The sequence below is a fragment of the Haloarcula rubripromontorii genome (assembly GCF_001280425.1).
Lineage (GTDB): Archaea > Halobacteriota > Halobacteria > Halobacteriales > Haloarculaceae > Haloarcula > Haloarcula rubripromontorii.
This window is the reverse complement of record NZ_LIUF01000005.1, coordinates 39,818-54,201: the sequence shown is the minus strand read 5'-3', so window position 1 is coordinate 54,201 and position 14,384 is coordinate 39,818. Positions and strand designations below refer to the sequence as shown.

Annotated in this window: 17 protein-coding genes and 1 tRNA gene; 7 read left to right on the top strand and 11 right to left on the bottom strand. The window is 63.5% G+C overall.

Features of this window, described 5'->3' with window-relative positions; all coding sequences use genetic code 11:
• Window positions 1-10: 10 nt before the first annotated feature.
• Complete coding sequence (locus tag AMS69_RS15315) at window positions 11-856, top strand: TatD family hydrolase (protein ID WP_053968950.1); 846 nt, start codon at window positions 11-13, stop codon at window positions 854-856.
• A gap of 34 nt (window positions 857-890) precedes the next feature.
• Here the strand turns inward: AMS69_RS15315 and pstB are convergent, their stop codons facing one another.
• The 4 genes from pstB to AMS69_RS15295 form a co-directional block, all read right to left on the bottom strand.
• Window positions 891-1,769, bottom strand: a complete 879-nt coding sequence (gene pstB / locus AMS69_RS15310) for a phosphate ABC transporter ATP-binding protein PstB (protein WP_053968949.1) — start codon at window positions 1,767-1,769, stop codon at window positions 891-893.
• The gene (gene pstA, locus AMS69_RS15305) at window positions 1,769-3,412 is read right to left on the bottom strand and encodes a phosphate ABC transporter permease PstA (protein ID WP_053968948.1); all 1,644 of its coding nucleotides are present in this window, start codon (window positions 3,410-3,412) and stop codon (window positions 1,769-1,771) included. Before pstA ends, pstB begins: the two co-directional genes overlap by 1 nt.
• A gap of 1 nt (window position 3,413) precedes the next feature.
• Window positions 3,414-4,424: a phosphate ABC transporter permease subunit PstC gene (pstC, locus tag AMS69_RS15300; RefSeq protein ID WP_053968947.1), complete on the bottom strand. Its 1,011-nt coding sequence runs from the start codon at window positions 4,422-4,424 to the stop codon at window positions 3,414-3,416.
• A gap of 83 nt (window positions 4,425-4,507) precedes the next feature.
• Window positions 4,508-5,533, bottom strand: a complete 1,026-nt coding sequence (locus AMS69_RS15295) for a phosphate ABC transporter substrate-binding protein PstS family protein (RefSeq protein ID WP_202904565.1) — start codon at window positions 5,531-5,533, stop codon at window positions 4,508-4,510.
• A gap of 310 nt (window positions 5,534-5,843) precedes the next feature.
• On the opposite strand from AMS69_RS15295, the gene AMS69_RS15290 reads away from it, so the two are divergent.
• Entirely contained in the window at window positions 5,844-6,842 is a 999-nt protein-coding gene (locus tag AMS69_RS15290; RefSeq protein ID WP_053968945.1) for a phosphate uptake regulator PhoU, read from the top strand.
• Window positions 6,843-6,891: 49 nt separating this feature from the next.
• On the opposite strand, the gene AMS69_RS15285 is transcribed toward AMS69_RS15290, so the two are convergent.
• Window positions 6,892-7,263 carry a 30S ribosomal protein S8e gene (locus AMS69_RS15285; protein ID WP_053968944.1) on the bottom strand — a complete coding sequence of 124 codons (372 nt, stop codon included), beginning with the start codon at window positions 7,261-7,263 and terminating at the stop codon, window positions 6,892-6,894.
• A gap of 90 nt (window positions 7,264-7,353) precedes the next feature.
• Here AMS69_RS15285 and AMS69_RS15280 point away from each other — a divergent pair, with 90 nt between their 5' ends.
• The gene (locus tag AMS69_RS15280) at window positions 7,354-7,794 is read left to right on the top strand and encodes a DUF2240 family protein (RefSeq protein ID WP_053968943.1); all 441 of its coding nucleotides are present in this window, start codon (window positions 7,354-7,356) and stop codon (window positions 7,792-7,794) included.
• Window positions 7,794-8,138, top strand: a complete 345-nt coding sequence (locus AMS69_RS15275) for a hypothetical protein (RefSeq protein WP_053968942.1) — start codon at window positions 7,794-7,796, stop codon at window positions 8,136-8,138. The genes AMS69_RS15280 and AMS69_RS15275 overlap by 1 nt, the downstream gene beginning before the upstream one ends.
• Before the next feature lie 48 nt (window positions 8,139-8,186).
• On the opposite strand, the gene AMS69_RS15270 is transcribed toward AMS69_RS15275, so the two are convergent.
• The gene (locus tag AMS69_RS15270) at window positions 8,187-8,669 is read right to left on the bottom strand and encodes a hypothetical protein (RefSeq protein ID WP_053968941.1); all 483 of its coding nucleotides are present in this window, start codon (window positions 8,667-8,669) and stop codon (window positions 8,187-8,189) included.
• 122 nt (window positions 8,670-8,791) lie between these two features.
• Between AMS69_RS15270 and pyrF the strand changes: the two genes are divergently transcribed.
• Entirely contained in the window at window positions 8,792-9,625 is an 834-nt protein-coding gene (pyrF, locus tag AMS69_RS15265; protein WP_053968940.1) for an orotidine-5'-phosphate decarboxylase, read from the top strand.
• Here the strand turns inward: pyrF and AMS69_RS15260 are convergent, their stop codons facing one another.
• A complete protein-coding gene (locus tag AMS69_RS15260) occupies window positions 9,626-9,826 on the bottom strand; it encodes a hypothetical protein (RefSeq protein ID WP_053968939.1) in 201 nt (66 codons plus the stop codon).
• An 83-nt stretch (window positions 9,827-9,909) separates the two neighbouring features.
• Between AMS69_RS15260 and AMS69_RS15255 the strand changes: the two genes are divergently transcribed.
• Window positions 9,910-10,095 (top strand): hypothetical protein, encoded by a 186-nt coding sequence (locus AMS69_RS15255; protein ID WP_053968938.1) that lies wholly within the window; start codon window positions 9,910-9,912, stop codon window positions 10,093-10,095.
• Here AMS69_RS15255 and trpG read toward each other — a convergent pair.
• The 4 genes from trpG to trpD are packed head-to-tail and all read right to left on the bottom strand — an operon-like array spanning window position 10,092 to window position 13,952.
• Entirely contained in the window at window positions 10,092-10,715 is a 624-nt protein-coding gene (gene trpG / locus AMS69_RS15250; protein ID WP_053968937.1) for an anthranilate synthase component II, read from the bottom strand. The two genes, AMS69_RS15255 and trpG, sit on opposite strands and share 4 nt — an antisense overlap.
• Window positions 10,712-12,319 (bottom strand): anthranilate synthase component I, encoded by a 1,608-nt coding sequence (gene trpE / locus AMS69_RS15245; protein ID WP_053968936.1) that lies wholly within the window; start codon window positions 12,317-12,319, stop codon window positions 10,712-10,714. The genes trpG and trpE overlap by 4 nt, the downstream gene beginning before the upstream one ends.
• Complete coding sequence (locus tag AMS69_RS15240; RefSeq protein WP_053968935.1) at window positions 12,316-12,960, bottom strand: phosphoribosylanthranilate isomerase; 645 nt, start codon at window positions 12,958-12,960, stop codon at window positions 12,316-12,318. Before AMS69_RS15240 ends, trpE begins: the two co-directional genes overlap by 4 nt.
• Window positions 12,957-13,952 (bottom strand): anthranilate phosphoribosyltransferase, encoded by a 996-nt coding sequence (gene trpD, locus AMS69_RS15235; protein ID WP_053968934.1) that lies wholly within the window; start codon window positions 13,950-13,952, stop codon window positions 12,957-12,959. The genes AMS69_RS15240 and trpD overlap by 4 nt, the downstream gene beginning before the upstream one ends.
• 178 nt (window positions 13,953-14,130) lie before the next feature.
• On the opposite strand from trpD, the gene AMS69_RS15230 reads away from it, so the two are divergent.
• Window positions 14,131-14,205: transfer RNA gene (locus AMS69_RS15230), tRNA-Val, on the top strand.
• Window positions 14,206-14,384: the final 179 nt, after the last annotated feature.

The window sequence follows — 14,384 nt, the reverse complement described above, 5'->3', positions numbered from 1 at the left end:
GTGGGCACATATGAATATCGACGACACACCGGTACTGGACAACCACCTCCATCTCGATCCGGTCAACGGTCGGAACGTCGCGGCAGCCGAGGAGTTCGCAGCACAGGGCGGCACACATCTGCTGGTGCTCAACAAGCCGTCCTGGCACCTCGTCGAGACGGCCACCGACGAGGCCATCTTCCGGGAAGTGTTCGACCTGACTGTCGAAGCGGCCGACGACGCGTCGGATGTACTCGACGGCCGGACCTGGCCCGTCCTCGGTGTTCACCCAGCGTTGATTTCGAAGCTCGTCGACGACGGCTACACGCCGCCGGAAGCACGGGACATCATGCAGACCGGCCTCGACGTGGCGGCGGAGTACGTCGCCGAGGGGCGGGCGCTCGGGATAAAGTCCGGCCGCCCCCACTACGACGTGGACGACGCGGTCTGGGAGGCTTCGAACGAAGTGCTGTGCCACGGCTTCGAACGCGCCGCCGACGTGGGCTGTGCGATACAGCTCCACACAGAGGGTGGCGAGGACTTCGAGACGGTCGCAGAGTGGGCGGAGGAACGCGGCCTCGACCGGACGCAGGTCGTGAAACACTACTCCGGGGGCCGACTTCAGGGGCCGGTCAAGTCGGTGCTGGCGGACAAGGATGAACTGGAGGTGGCGGTCGAGACGGACGAGCCGTTCCTGATGGAGACCGACTACATCGACGACCCGGACCGTCCTGGCGCGGTACTTGGACCGAAGACCGTCCCGCGGCGCGTCCGCTGGCTACTCGAAAACGGACACGAGGACGCGGTCAGAACGGCACACGTCGAGACACCAAAGGCGGTGTACGGTATTGACACCGAAGCGACGCTGGAGCAGTAAGAGGCGACAAAAACGGCCGGTCCGCAGACGGCGGCTATCCGAACTTCCCAGTGATGTAGTCCTCGACGCGCTGGCTGTCCGGGTTCTCGAAGATCTTGTCGGTGTCGTCGAACTCGACGAGTTCGCCGCCGGTGAGGAAGACGGCCGTCTTATCGGAGATGCGGGCCGCCTGCTGCATGTTGTGCGTCACGATGACGACCGTGTACTCCTCGGCCAGTTCCTCGATGAGGTCCTCGATCTGTGAGGTGGCGATGGGGTCCAGTGCCGACGCCGGCTCGTCCATCAGGATGACCTCGGGGTCGACGGCGATTGCGCGGGCGATGCACAGTCGCTGCTGTTGCCCCCCAGAGAGGTCGAGGGCCGACTCGTCGAGCCGGTCCTTGACCTCGTCCCACAGCGCCGCTTTCTTCAAAGACTGCTCCACCACATCGTCTATATTGTCGGTCTTGTCCTGAATGCGGAGGCCGTAGGCGACGTTGTCGTAGATGCTCTTTGGGAACGGGTTCGGGTGCTGGAACACCATTCCGATTCGGCGTCGGAGAGCCACCGGATCCACGTCAGTGTCGTAGACGTTTTTCCCCTTGAACGTGAGGTCCCCATCGACGCGGGCGATGTCAATGAGGTCGTTCATGCGGTTGATACACCGCAGGAACGTCGACTTGCCACAGCCGGAGGGGCCGATCATCGCCGTCACCTGATTCTCCGGGATGGCCAGGTCGATGTCCTGGAGCGCCTGAGTCTCGCCGTAGAACACGTCGAGACTGCGGGACTCGATGACAGTCCCCGCCCCGCTTTGTCCAACCGAGCCTCGGTCGGCGTTCTCGTCTAAGCCGCCCTTGCCGGGGTCGGTCGTCACGAGGGAGTCGTCGTCGGTCTCAACGTCGGTGTCGCTGGCCATGTCCTGTGAAGTCATTAGTTTGCCTCCTGTTGATATTTGTTCCGTACGAGAATCGCAACTGAGTTCATCGTCAGCATGACGATGAGCAGCGTCACGACGCCGGCCGCGACGACGCCGTACCGGAATTCGTCGCTCGGTTCGAACGCCCAGGCGAAGATCTGCATCGGCATCGCCGTGAGCTTGCCGAACAGCCCACTCGGCGGGGAGAACTTCGTCGTCGCCGCGCCGACCATGATGAGCGGCGCGGTCTCCCCGATAGCCCGCCCGAGCGCGAGAATTGTCCCGGTCAGAATGCCCGGCAGCGAGCGGGGCAGGACGACGTTCCGAATCGTCTGCCACCGGGTCGCGCCCATCCCGTAGGACGCCTGCCGCAGCGAGTCCGGCACGGACCGAATCGCCTCCTGTGCCGAGATGATGACGATGGGCAGGATGAGCAGGGACAGGGTCATCGCGGCGGTCAGCACCGTCCCGACGCCGAAGCCGGCGTAGGTGAACGGACCGAGCTGGGACTCGATGTTCACGAAGATGCCCAGCCCCAGCAGGCCATACACCACCGACGGGACGCCGGCGAGGTTCGAGATGTTGACCTTGATAATCCGCGTGACGGCGGCCAGCGGGCCGCTACCGGGCGCGTACTCTTCGAGGTAGATGGCCGCGCCGACGCCGAAGACGAAGGTGAACACGCTCACCAGCACGATGAGGAATATCGAGCCGATGATGGCCGGGTACAGTCCTGCCTCCGCCGCGGTCTGGGACGGACCGCTGGTGACGTACTGCCAGTCGAGCCACGGCGTCGGCGGCGTCGCCCCGATGGCCGAGACGACGGCCTCACCGGCAAGGAATCCGAGAGCGATGATTGCGGGGAACGCAAACGCGGGCCACCGGTCCCGGATTCGGGCAGTGTTTGCGACCGCGAACCCGACCGGGAGGCCGAACAGTACGAGGCCGATGAGCCAGACCGACCGCGAGATCGCCGGCACGGTGTCGACGAGCGGGACGGCGGCGATAGCGAGAACGGGGAGGCCGACGCCGATACCGATGCTCCGTCGCCGGGAGAAATCCAACCGCTCCGCCGACAGATACGCGGCGACGGCGGCCGCGGGGACCACGAGCGAGAGGAAGTAGATGCCGGGCGAGCCGAGCAACGCCCCGATTGTTGTCAACACGCTCAGTCCGAGCGTCCCGACCACCGGGCCGACGAGCAACACCACGAGCATCGCCAGACCGACCCAGGTCGCCTTGCGGTCGTACTGGCCGTAGACGTACAGGCCGACGATTGGGCCGACGACGGTGAGGAAGTACGTGAACCATACCCCCGGACTGGCGATAATCGAGAGGATGATGACGCCCGCGCCGGTCAACAGGACGCCGGCCAGCGTCATGCTGAACAGTTCGAACGTCCCCGCGACGACGGCGGGCCGTGTCCGGGCGTAGACGAAGAACGCGAGCAGCGGGACGAGCAGCGTGGCCGTGTACGCGAGGTACCAGCTGGTGCCGGCGCTCTCCAGGCCCAGCGCGTCCCAGAACACGTAGGCGAGCAACACGCCGAGCGCGAGGATACCGACGATAGATGCGGCAAACGAAATGTACTTGAAGACGATGCCTTTGATTCGGCTGACCTCGCCGAACTCGGTCTCGGTCGGTGATGTCGTGGCCATTTTACTCGTAAACCTCCCGGTAGCGACTCGCCACGAGGTCGCTGACAACGTTCATCACCAGCGTGATGACGAACAGCGTGAGCCCGATAGCGAACAGTGACTGGTACGCGGTCGACCCGCCGGAGATATCCCCCTGTGCGATGTTGACCATCGCGACGGTCATTGTCGCAGAGCTCTCGGTAAAGAGCCCGATCACGTCAGCCGGTGCCACGTACGGGATGCCAAAGGCCTGCTGGACGGGCGGTATATCCGGCGGCTGCGACCCCGCGGCCAGTACGACGGCCATTGTCTCGCCGATAGCCCGCGAGATAGCAAGGATGAACGACGAGGCGATACCGGAGACCGCCGCTGGCACCACGATAGTAAGCGAGACGTTAAACTTCGTCGCGCCGAGGCCGTAGCCGGCCTGGCGAAGCGAGTCCGGGACCGAACTCATCGCATCTTCGCTGATAGAGGAGACCATCGGGATAATCATGATGCCGACGACGATAGAGGCTGAGAGCCCGTTGAACAGGCCAAGCTCCTCGAACCCTGTCCCGAACGCGCCGTTGAACCACGTGATCGCGGTGTTCAGCGCGGGCGTGACGTAGACGATGGCGAAGTAGCCGTAGACGACCGTGGGGACGCCGGCGAGTACTTCGAGCATCGGTTTGAGTATCGACCGCGTGCGGTCGCTCGCGTACTCGCTCAGGTATATCGCGGTTAATACGCCGGTCGGGAGCGCGAGCGCGCCCGCGCCGATGGTGATGAGAATTGTCCCGAGGACGAGGGGCAACACGCCGAACGAGACCGGTTCGAGGTTCGGACTGAACGTCGTTCCGGTCAGGAACGCCAGGACTGGCACCTCGGCGAAAAACTCCGCGGCGTCCAGGACGAGTACCCCGATGATACTCACCGTCGTCAGGACGGACAGGACGGCACAGCCCGCCAGCGCGTATTTGTATGCCGACTCACGGACCGACCTGAACCCTCGATCCCCTGCTAGGTCTGGCGTCTGTCCTTCGTTGCTCATCGGTGTTGTTCACTCATTCTATGTATCTCGGGAAAAGTGTGTTATTGTCTCTGTAGTTCTCTATTGTCTATATATCTGACTCGTTACTGGACCTCGTCGATAACTTCGTTGAGGGCGTCGAGTTCCTCCTGCATCGCTTCCTCGGTCCGTGGGACGTAGCCGATCTCCTCGGCGACGAGTTCAGTGTTGGCGCTCTGCTCGATGAAGTACCGAGCGAACTCGGCGACGTGCTCCTCGGCGAGTGCGCCCTTCTGCGGATAGGTGAACAGGGGGCGCGAAAGGGGCTGGTAATCGCCGGCCTTGGCTGTCTCCAGCGACGGCTCGACACAGCCGTCGCCGTTGTCAATGCTGAGTGCCGTGACTGCGTCCGTGTTGCTCTGGTAGTAAGCGAAGCCGAAGTAGCCGATGGCGTACTGGTCCTGCTGGACGCCCTGCAGGATGAGATTATCCTGTTCGGTCGCTTCGTAGTTGCTGGTGTGGTCTGCTTCCTCGCCGAGAATCGCCTCGTTGAAGTAATCGAACGTCCCGGACGTGTCGGCGGCACCGAACCGGTTGATCGGCTCGTCGGGCCAGTCCGAATTCACGTCTGCCCAGGTCGACGCACCGTCTGCGCGCCACATCTGTCTGAGCTGTTCCGGCGTCACGCAGTCAACCCAGTCGTTCTCCGTGTTGACGATAACGGTCACCGCGTCCGTGGCGACCTGAATCTCGTGGAACTCAATGTCGTTATCGGCACAGAGCTGCTCCTCTTCGCTAGAAATCGGCCGTGAGGCGTTGTTGAACTCAGCGTTTCCGACACAGAAGTGGTTGCTGAAGCCGCCACCGGACCCTGTAGAGGAGAGACTGATGTTGACTTGGCCGTGTTGCTTCTGGAATTCGTTTGCGACGGCCGTCGCGAGGGGGAACACCGTGCTGCTCCCTGTAATCGTAATTTCACCGGACAGCTGTCCGCTGCCGCTACTGTCGGTGCTGCCACCGTTGTTACCGGAGCTTCCGTCACTGCCATCGGAGGACTGTTCGGTACAGCCGGCCAGTGCCAGCGCTCCGATTGCACCGGAACTCGTCAAAAAACGACGACGGGAGAACCCACCGCTCGGTGAATCTGTCATCATCCAGTTTCAGATGAAGAGCGGATAAGTACCCTACTATTAGCCCTATATCCGGATATAAACGCTATATACTTCTATATAGTATTATGTGGTCCTACCAACCTATCCCGTGAAACCGACTCAGCGGTTGTCTGAACCCGATTTCGGCCTGATTCGGAACGGAATCCACGACAGGCCTGTTGTTGGCAGACCACTTGGAATAGTGCATTCACAGTGTGTTGTGATTCCATGACAATATCAGACAGAGTTCCAGCCGGCGATATATAGTCAAAGCACATTTTATAAATCCCTGGCGCGTATTTGTAGTACTATGGAGACGCGCAAAGTACAGTTGACGGGTGGGTCCACGTATACCGTCTCATTACCGAAGGAGTGGGCGACAGAGAACGGTGTCGAGAGCGGCAGTATCGTCGAGTTTTATGCCGAAGACGACCTGCTACTGGTTTCGCCACAGCACGGCAACGACCACGTCGAGGGAACGCTGGACGTGACCGGCCTCGAAAACAGGCACGAACTCACGCGAGCAGTGATGACGATGTACGTCAGCGGCTTCGACATCATCCGACTGGAAGCCGCCCGGATCACGGCCGAACAGCGACGCATCATCCGCGATGCGACGCAAGGACTGGTCGGCTTAGAGATGATCGAGGAAACGGCTGACCGTGTTGTTCTGCAGGACCTGCTTGACTCTTCGGAACTCTCTGTTCTCAACGCCATCACACGTATGCGACTCGTGTCGCTAACGATGCTCTCCGATGCCGTCGAGGCGCTCATCGAAGACGACAACGATCTCGCAGAAGACGTAATGCAACGCGACGACGACGTGGACCGGCTCTGGTACATGGTCTCGCGCGTGTTCCGAACCGTCCTCCGCAATCCGACGGCTGCCAACGAGATTGGCTTCCCTCGCGAGACCGTGTTCGATTACCAGTCCAGCGCCCGGCAACTCGAACGTATCGCCGACCACGCGACCAAGATCGCCGGCCTCTCACAGGAGATCGACGAAATCACCGGCGAAACCGCCGACCTTCTCGACCAGCTGGAGACCGAAGCCATTGCCGTCCCCGAAACCGCGATGGATGCGCTGTTAGCTGACGACAACGACGAGGCCGTCGAACTGGCAAACGAGGCTCGGTCCCGCATTCCCGAAGTCGATGAAACCGCCCGCGAGGTCGACGGCAAAGTCAGGGAGCTGGATCCACAGAGCGCACAACTACTTGGCCGCGTGGTGGACTCGCTGTCCCGGACTGCAGACTACGGCGGCAATATCGCCGAAAGCGCACTCCAGAAGGCCGCGCCACGGCCGTAGCAGTCGCTCCGGATCTGTGGCCAGCTGAAAACGCTGATTGCGTGCCGGATTACTCGACAAGCACGGCGTTGACCTGCCCGTGCTGCCCGGGACGGGAAGTCACGCGGGCACGTCCCTCGGAGGTTTCGAGGATTGCGCCTTTCGTGATGATGTTTCGGCGGGCGTAGTTCGGGTTCGACGGGTTCTCCACGACGTTCTCGATGGTCGCCTCGATGGTTTCCGCGCCGTCAGCGATGCTCGCAACGTCGGTCTTGACCGCACGGACCTTCTGGGTGTTGCCGCGGGAGTCGACGGTCTTCAGTCGCTGCTCGCCGACCTGCGTCTCGACGGTGTCCTTGCCGAGCTCGTGTTTCTTCTTCTTGTGGTTCGGTCGTCGGCGTCCGCCTGTCCGCTTGCGAGGGGAGCGTCCCTGGTCTTTCATAGGGGAAGGAAGACCCAGCGGCTACTTGAACCGTTCGATGCCGACTCGCCATCGTAATCATTACCCCCGTGCCGAGCGGTTGCTTTGACGATGAGTCTGAAGACGGCCGTCGCCGCGCCGTTCCGCCAGCGTGGAACCGACCGGATGGCGGAAAGCGAGTTCGTCGTCGCGCTCTCGCTGGACCGGAACTGGTTCTCGCCCGATCAGGCCAAGACACTGGTCGATGTGGCCGCAAGCGAAGGGTTAGTCGAACGGGACGACGACGACCTCGTCGTCGGCTTCGACGCCACGCACACCGATATCCCGGATGGGTTCACGCCGGGCGAGGAAATCCTCCAGTCGCGGTCGACGTTCGAGCGAGTGCTCGACGCTGTCGTCGAGGCCGGTATGGAGAAACAAACCGCCGTCGCCGGCATCAACGCACTTCAGTCCGACATCGGCGTTACGCTTGAGGCTGCGGCTGTCGTGTATGCGCGAAGTGAGGGTGTCGACGTCGAAGCCGTCGCGGCGGACGTTCGGGAGGAACTCTGATGGTCAAAGACAGAATCACTGACGGCCGGCGGATCGGACAGTTGCTCGCCTCGGAGTTGACCGGCCTCCAGCGCGGCCCGCTCGCGGACGTTTCCGTCGTTGATGCGGACAGAGACGTGGAACCGACGCCAGACGGGGCGTTCGCTTACCGCGTGACGACCGACGACACCGAAGTGGCGGTTGTTGAGGTGACGCCGGAGACGGCCCGACTGGTCCTGAACGCGGAGCCCGCAATCGTCCCAGAGCGGGCCGATGTCACGACCGACGGGAGAACCGTTGTTGTTCACAGCGGCGCGGCGGTAAAATCTGCGGTCGACGTGCTGGAGCAGACTCTCTCGGGGTAGCACGGTCTTTCGAGGGGCGAAAACGGTTGGACAGCGGCTGAACTGCAATCAGTGGCGGCTCGGTTCAGCGATAGCTGCGGACGTCCATGCGACGAACCCGGTGAGGATGAGTACGGAGCCGAGTATGGCCGTCACGGCTGCGATAGCAAGCACCAGCGTCGGGAGGCCAAGCGGCGTCCCGACGGCGATGACAATCGGTGTCACTGTGATACAGAGCGAGCCCAGCGCGACGGCCCGGCGCTGTGTCGGCGTCAGTTCGATGCCGAGGTGTAACAGCGACCCGGGTTCCGGGTCGGGGGCGGCGAGACCGAGACACAGCATCGGGACGCCGATAAACACCAGCGTCGCGGCGACGGCGTACGACCAGAACAGCCACTGTTCGGACGCGGGCGCGAGCGATAGAAGCGCGCCGAGGGCTACGAGCACGACACCGCCGACGAGTCCGAACTGCCGCAGCCGTGGGTCATCCAGGGCTTCGCTCAGGTCTGGGAGGGTCTCGGCCACGTGACCGACATCCACGAAACGATCCATACGCGGGCTTTTACCTCCGGTGTAAAATAGACAGGGGGGATGAATATCAAATCTGATTCCACTGAAGCCGGGGACGACGCGAGAAGGAAACGCTTGTATCGCTGCCAACCGCCGCGGTATCTATGCACTTCTTCGACCGCCTCGCGGACCGCATCGCGACCGCCGACAGCGTGGTATCGGTCGGCCTCGACCCGGACCCTGACCGCCTCCCAGACAGCGTGCTGGACGCTGACCTCCCGCGCTGGCAGTTCAACCGCCGAATCATCGACGCGACCCACGAGCACGCCGCATGCTACAAGCCAAACGCCGCCTTCTACGAGGACCCCGACGGCTGGCGCGCCCTCGAAGAAACAATCGCCTACGCCCACGGGAAGGACGTGCCCGTGTTGCTGGACGCAAAGCGGGGCGACATCGGCAACACTGCACGGCAGTACGCCCAGATTCTCGACGACGAGGCAGGCCCCGCCGCCGACGCCATCACGGTCAACCCCTTTCTCGGTCGGGACTCCTTAGAGCCGTTCCTCCAGCGCGCTGACAAGGGCGTGTTCGTTCTCGGGCGCACATCGAACCCCGGCGGCGAGGACTTACAGGACCTCGAACTGGCCTCCGGCGAGAAACTGTACGAGCGGGTCGTCCACCTCGCGGACCTCTGGAACGGGAACGGCAACGTCGGCTTAGTCGTCGGTGCAACGAATCCCGACGAACTCGAAGAAATCCGCGAACTGGTCCCGGACATCCCGTTTCTCGTCCCCGGTGTGGGCGCACAGGGCGGGGACGCCGAGGCGGCCGTCGAACACGGCCTCGCGGACGGCGTCGGCCTCGTCAACTCCTCGCGGGGCATCATCTTCGCTGGCGAGGACGCCGACACGCGCCGGGACGACTCAGGTGATGCGTTCTTCAAGGCCGCCGGACAGTCCGCCAAACAACTCAAACAGCGTCTGAACCAGTTCCGATAGTCAGAACCGATACGTGTCGACGCCGTCGGGCATGTCCTCCGACGGGACGCGGTCGCTCGGCCGGCCGACCTCCGACCCACACTCGACGCACATCCCGGTGTCATCGTCCCAGTGACGGTCACAGACGAGCCGCCCGCACCTGTCGCAGGTGTGGTCCACGTCCGGGCGCTCACAGAGTTCGCACAGTCCGGCGACGCTCATGTCATCGCGTAGCACATCTGGCCGTTTGAATCTTTGGCGATGCGGCCACGAAGTATTTCCCCGTGGGCATTCCTATCTGTACTATGTTGCCACTCCTCCAGCTCGGGGCACTCTCGCCGCCAGCGATACTCGTCGGCTTGCTGGCTATCGCTGTGGTGCTACTGGTCGGTCGGCTCGTGATGAAGGTGGCGTGGCGGCTCGTCATCATCGCTATCATCGCCGTCGCCGTCCTCTGGATACTCGGAATGCTGGGCTTTCAGGTCATCTAGAGACCGGCGAGGAAGTTCCTGATGACGTCGTGGCCGACCGCGGTCAGGACCGACTCCGGATGGAACTGGACGGCCTCGATGGGGTACTCCCGGTGGCGGACGCCCATCACCAGCTCTGTCCCGTCTTCGGTCTCCGTCGTCGCACTGACGACGAACGCCTCGGGAACATCGGCCGCGATGAGCGAGTGATAGCGCCCGCCCTGAAAGCCCTGTTCGAGGCCCGCGAAGACGCCCTTCCCGTCGTGGTCGATAGGAAACGCCTTGCCGTGGATGGGTTCCGGCGCGCGCCCGATGCTGCCGCCGTAGGCGTACACCGCCGATTCGAGGCCGAGACAGACCCCGAGCGTCGGCACGTCAGGACTGACTTCCCTGAGGACTTCCAGTGTCACCCCGACATCCCGTTCGTTCTTCGGGTGGCCCGGACCCGGCGAAAGGATGATCGCGTCAGGGTCGAATGCCTCGACCTCAGCGAGCGTCGCGGTGTTGCGGACGACTTCGGTCTCTGCGTGTTCGGAGACGTACTCGACGAGGTTGTAGGTAAAGGAGTCGAAGTTGTCCACGAACAGCACCCGAAGGTCGTCCCTGACGGCGTCCTCGGCGGCCGGCTGTGACGCGCTCATCGGGTCACCTCCTCCGGGGTGTCGTCGCTCCCAGCGTGGACAGGGTCCCCCTCGATTTCCTCCAGGGCCGTCAACACGCCGTCCATCTTCTGTTCGGTCTCGACGTACTCGCTTTCGGGGTCCGAATCCGCGACGATTCCGGCCCCGGCCTGGACCGTGATGCGGTCCCGGTCGCCCTCGTCTTCGACCGTCGCCGAGCGGATGACGATAGCGAAGTCGGTGTCGCCATCCCAGTCGAAGTAGCCGACGCCGCCGCCGTAGGGGCCACGCGGCGAGCGTTCGAGTTCGTCGATGATCTCCATGGCGCGAATCTTCGGCGCACCGGAGAGGGTTCCCGCCGGGAAGGTCGCCCGAGCGGCGTCGAAGGCGTCCTTCTCTTCGGCGAGTCGGCCCGTCACCGTCGACTCGATGTGCTGGACGTGGCTGTACTTGAGGACGTTCATGAACTCGGGGACGCGGACGCTCCCGGCCTCGGCGACCCGGCGCACGTCGTTGCGCGCGAGGTCCACGAGCATCGTATGTTCGGCCCGCTCTTTTCCGTCGGCGAGCATCTCGCCGGCGAGGCGGCGGTCCTCGACGGGGGAGTTCCCCCGTGGACACGTCCCCGCGATGGGGTTCGAGACGACGTGGTCACCGGCGACCGAAACGAGCGTCTCCGGGCTCGCGCCGACGATGGTCAGGTCGTCGTAGCCCAGCAGGTACATGTACGGCGAGGGGTTCACCGCCCGGAGCGCCTCGTAGAAGCCCAGCGAGTCGACCTCGCCGTACAGCTCGCGGGTCCGGGAGATGACGCCCTGGTAAATGTCCCCCGAGAGGACGTACTCCTTGGCGCGCTCGACGGCAGCCTCGTACTCGTCCTGTGGCCCGGCAACCTCATCCTCGCGGCGGAAGCCGCCAGTCTCCAGCGGGGCGAGGTCCGAGAGGATATTCTCGACCCGTTCGGCCTCGGCGGCCAGTTCGTCGTAGCGCTCGCCGGCGTCCTCGCCTTGCCTGACTACGGGCGTGAACACGAGCGAGACAGTATCCTCGACGTGGTCGAACCGGACCGTCGACGTGGTGAGGACGAACTGGGCGTCGGGGAACCGCGAGTCCGGGCGGTCGAGGCCCACCTCGTCGAGCCAGAGGTCGTAGACAGCGTCGTACGAGAGGAAGCCGACGAGACCGCCTTCGAGGTGCTGGCGGTCCATCTCCGGGAAGTTCCGCAGCGCCACGTCGGGCATCGCCGCCCGGAGGTCATCAACCACGTCGCCGCCATCCGTCGTCACAAGGTCGGCGTAGCGCTCGTCGAACGCCTCGATGTCGCTCTCGTCGCCGGTCACCGTGACCACGGCGCGCGGGTCGTAGCCGACAAAGGAGAATCGGGCGTGGCGGTCGTCGGTCTCCGGTGCGAACGCGCCGTCGGGGTCGCTGGAGGCGACTTTCTCGGCGCTTTCAAGCAGGAACGTGTAGTCGTTTGCCGCCACGTCGCTCGTGCGACCGGTCAGCGCCGCGTACGCGGTCAGTGGCTCCACATCAACATTCAGTTCGGCAGCGGTGCGGACGACAACCGGGCGGTCGGCCTTGGCGTACTCGACGAACGCCTCGCGTGAGATATCGAGGGTCATACCGCGCCCCCCGCCGCCCGCGTGGCGTTCCGGACAAACCGCCCGACTGCGTCGTGGTCCTTCCGGCCGCCCGACTGCTCGACGCCGCTTGCCACGTCGACGGCGAACGGCCCGACCGTCTCGACGGCCTCGGCGACGTTCTCGGGGGTCAGCCCCCCGGCCAGTACCACGGGCACGTCCAGCGAGTCGACAACCGCGCGCGTGCGCTCCCAGTCGTGTGTCTCGCCCGTGCCGCCGCCGCCGTCGGCGTCGACTGAGTCCACGAGCAGGGCGTCGGCGTGGGTGGCATAGTCCTCGATGGCTGGCGCGTTCGCCTCAACGACGGCGACGATATCCTGGGTAATTCGGCTGTCGAGGGCTCCGAGCTCTGCCGGCGAGAGTCCGTCGTGGACCTGTACTGCGTCGGGTTCGATCCTGTCGACGCGCCTGACGGCCTCCTGAACCGTCGTCGGCATCGTCACCAGCACGCTCGTCACGAACGGCGGGACGCCGTCGACGAGCCGCATGGCGGTCTCCTCGTCGACCTCGCGGGGCGTGTCGACCGGGACGCCGTGGATGACGCCGACCGCATCAGCACCGGCCGTAACGACGGCATTGCGGTCCGCGCTGTCCGTCACGCCACAGATCTTCACGCGCGTCATGCCCCGATCAGATCGTCGAGTTTGTCGGCCGCCGCGCCCGATTCGATGGCCTGCCGGGCCTGTTCGACCCCCTCCTCGTGCGTGTCGGCGACGCCGGCGACGTAGATGGCTGCGCCAGCGTTAGCGAGGATGATGTCCCGCTTCGCGCCGGTGACCTCGCCCGAGACGATGCCGCGGAGGTCGGCCGCGTTCTCCGCGGGTTCGCCGCCTGCGATGTCCTCGATGTCGTGTGTCTCAAGCCCCATGTCTTCCGGGGTGATGGTGTACTCCGCGATCCGGTCGCCGGTGACCTCCGCGACAACCGTCTCGCCGTGGACCGCGATCTCGTCGAGGCCGTCGCCGTGGACGACCAGCGCCCGCTCGACATCCAGTCGGGCCAGCGCCTCGGCCATCACGGGCACGAGGTCCGGATCGTAGACGCCAAGGACCTGTGCGTCGGCGTCGGCAGGGTTCGTCAGCGGGCCGAGGATATTGAACACGGTCCGCATCCCGAGTTCCTGACGCGGGCCGATGACGGCCTTCATCGCCGGGTGGAACACGGGTGCGAGCATGAAGCCGATCCCGTCTCGCTCAATCGTCTCCTCGACGTCCGGCGGTTCGGCCTCGATGTCGACGCCGACCTCTTCGAGTACGTCGGCGCTCCCAGAAGATGAAGAGACAGAGTAGTTGCCGTGTTTGGCGACAGGGACGCCGGCCCCGGCCGCGACGATGGCACTCGTTGTCGAGACGTTGATCGTGTTGTAGTCGTCGCCACCGGTCCCGCAGGTGTCGACAAGCCCCTCGCGGTCGGGCCGGATGGTCCGTGCGGCGTCGCGCATCCCCTCTGCGAAGCCGGCGATCTCGGCCTCAGTCTCCCCCTTTGCCCGCAGTGCCGTCAGAAGCGCCCCGATCTGTGCCTCAGTCGCATCCTCGAAGACAGTCGTCGCAACGGTCCGAGCCTCGTCCTGTGTCAGGTCTTCACCGTCGGTGACGCGTTCAATATACTCTTTCATTGTATTCACCAATGGACTATTTCGTGTTGTGATGTACAAATCCGTACATTGACTTAAGCCTATCGGGACCTTTGCCCGGTGACGGATATGTGTGGACAATCAACAGACAACGTAGCGATACGGAATTCGAAACCTTCAATTACACCCGCCGGAAACAATGTGGTGTACCTCGCAGTGAGGGTTCGTGGTCTAGGTCGGTTATGACACCTCCTTGACATGGAGGAGGCCGGCGGTTCAAATCCGCCCGAACCCACTAAATTACTTGTTGGGGCCTAATTCACCAACAGCGGGCCTGCATTTATTAATTGTATCAGAAATAAGCGTATTTAATCAGGTACGTAAGCTCTCTTCATCATGCCGCCCATGACTTTCGAACTACTAACGGACAGCATTGATAAGCCGAAGTGCAAAAGCACCTCAATGCTCATAATT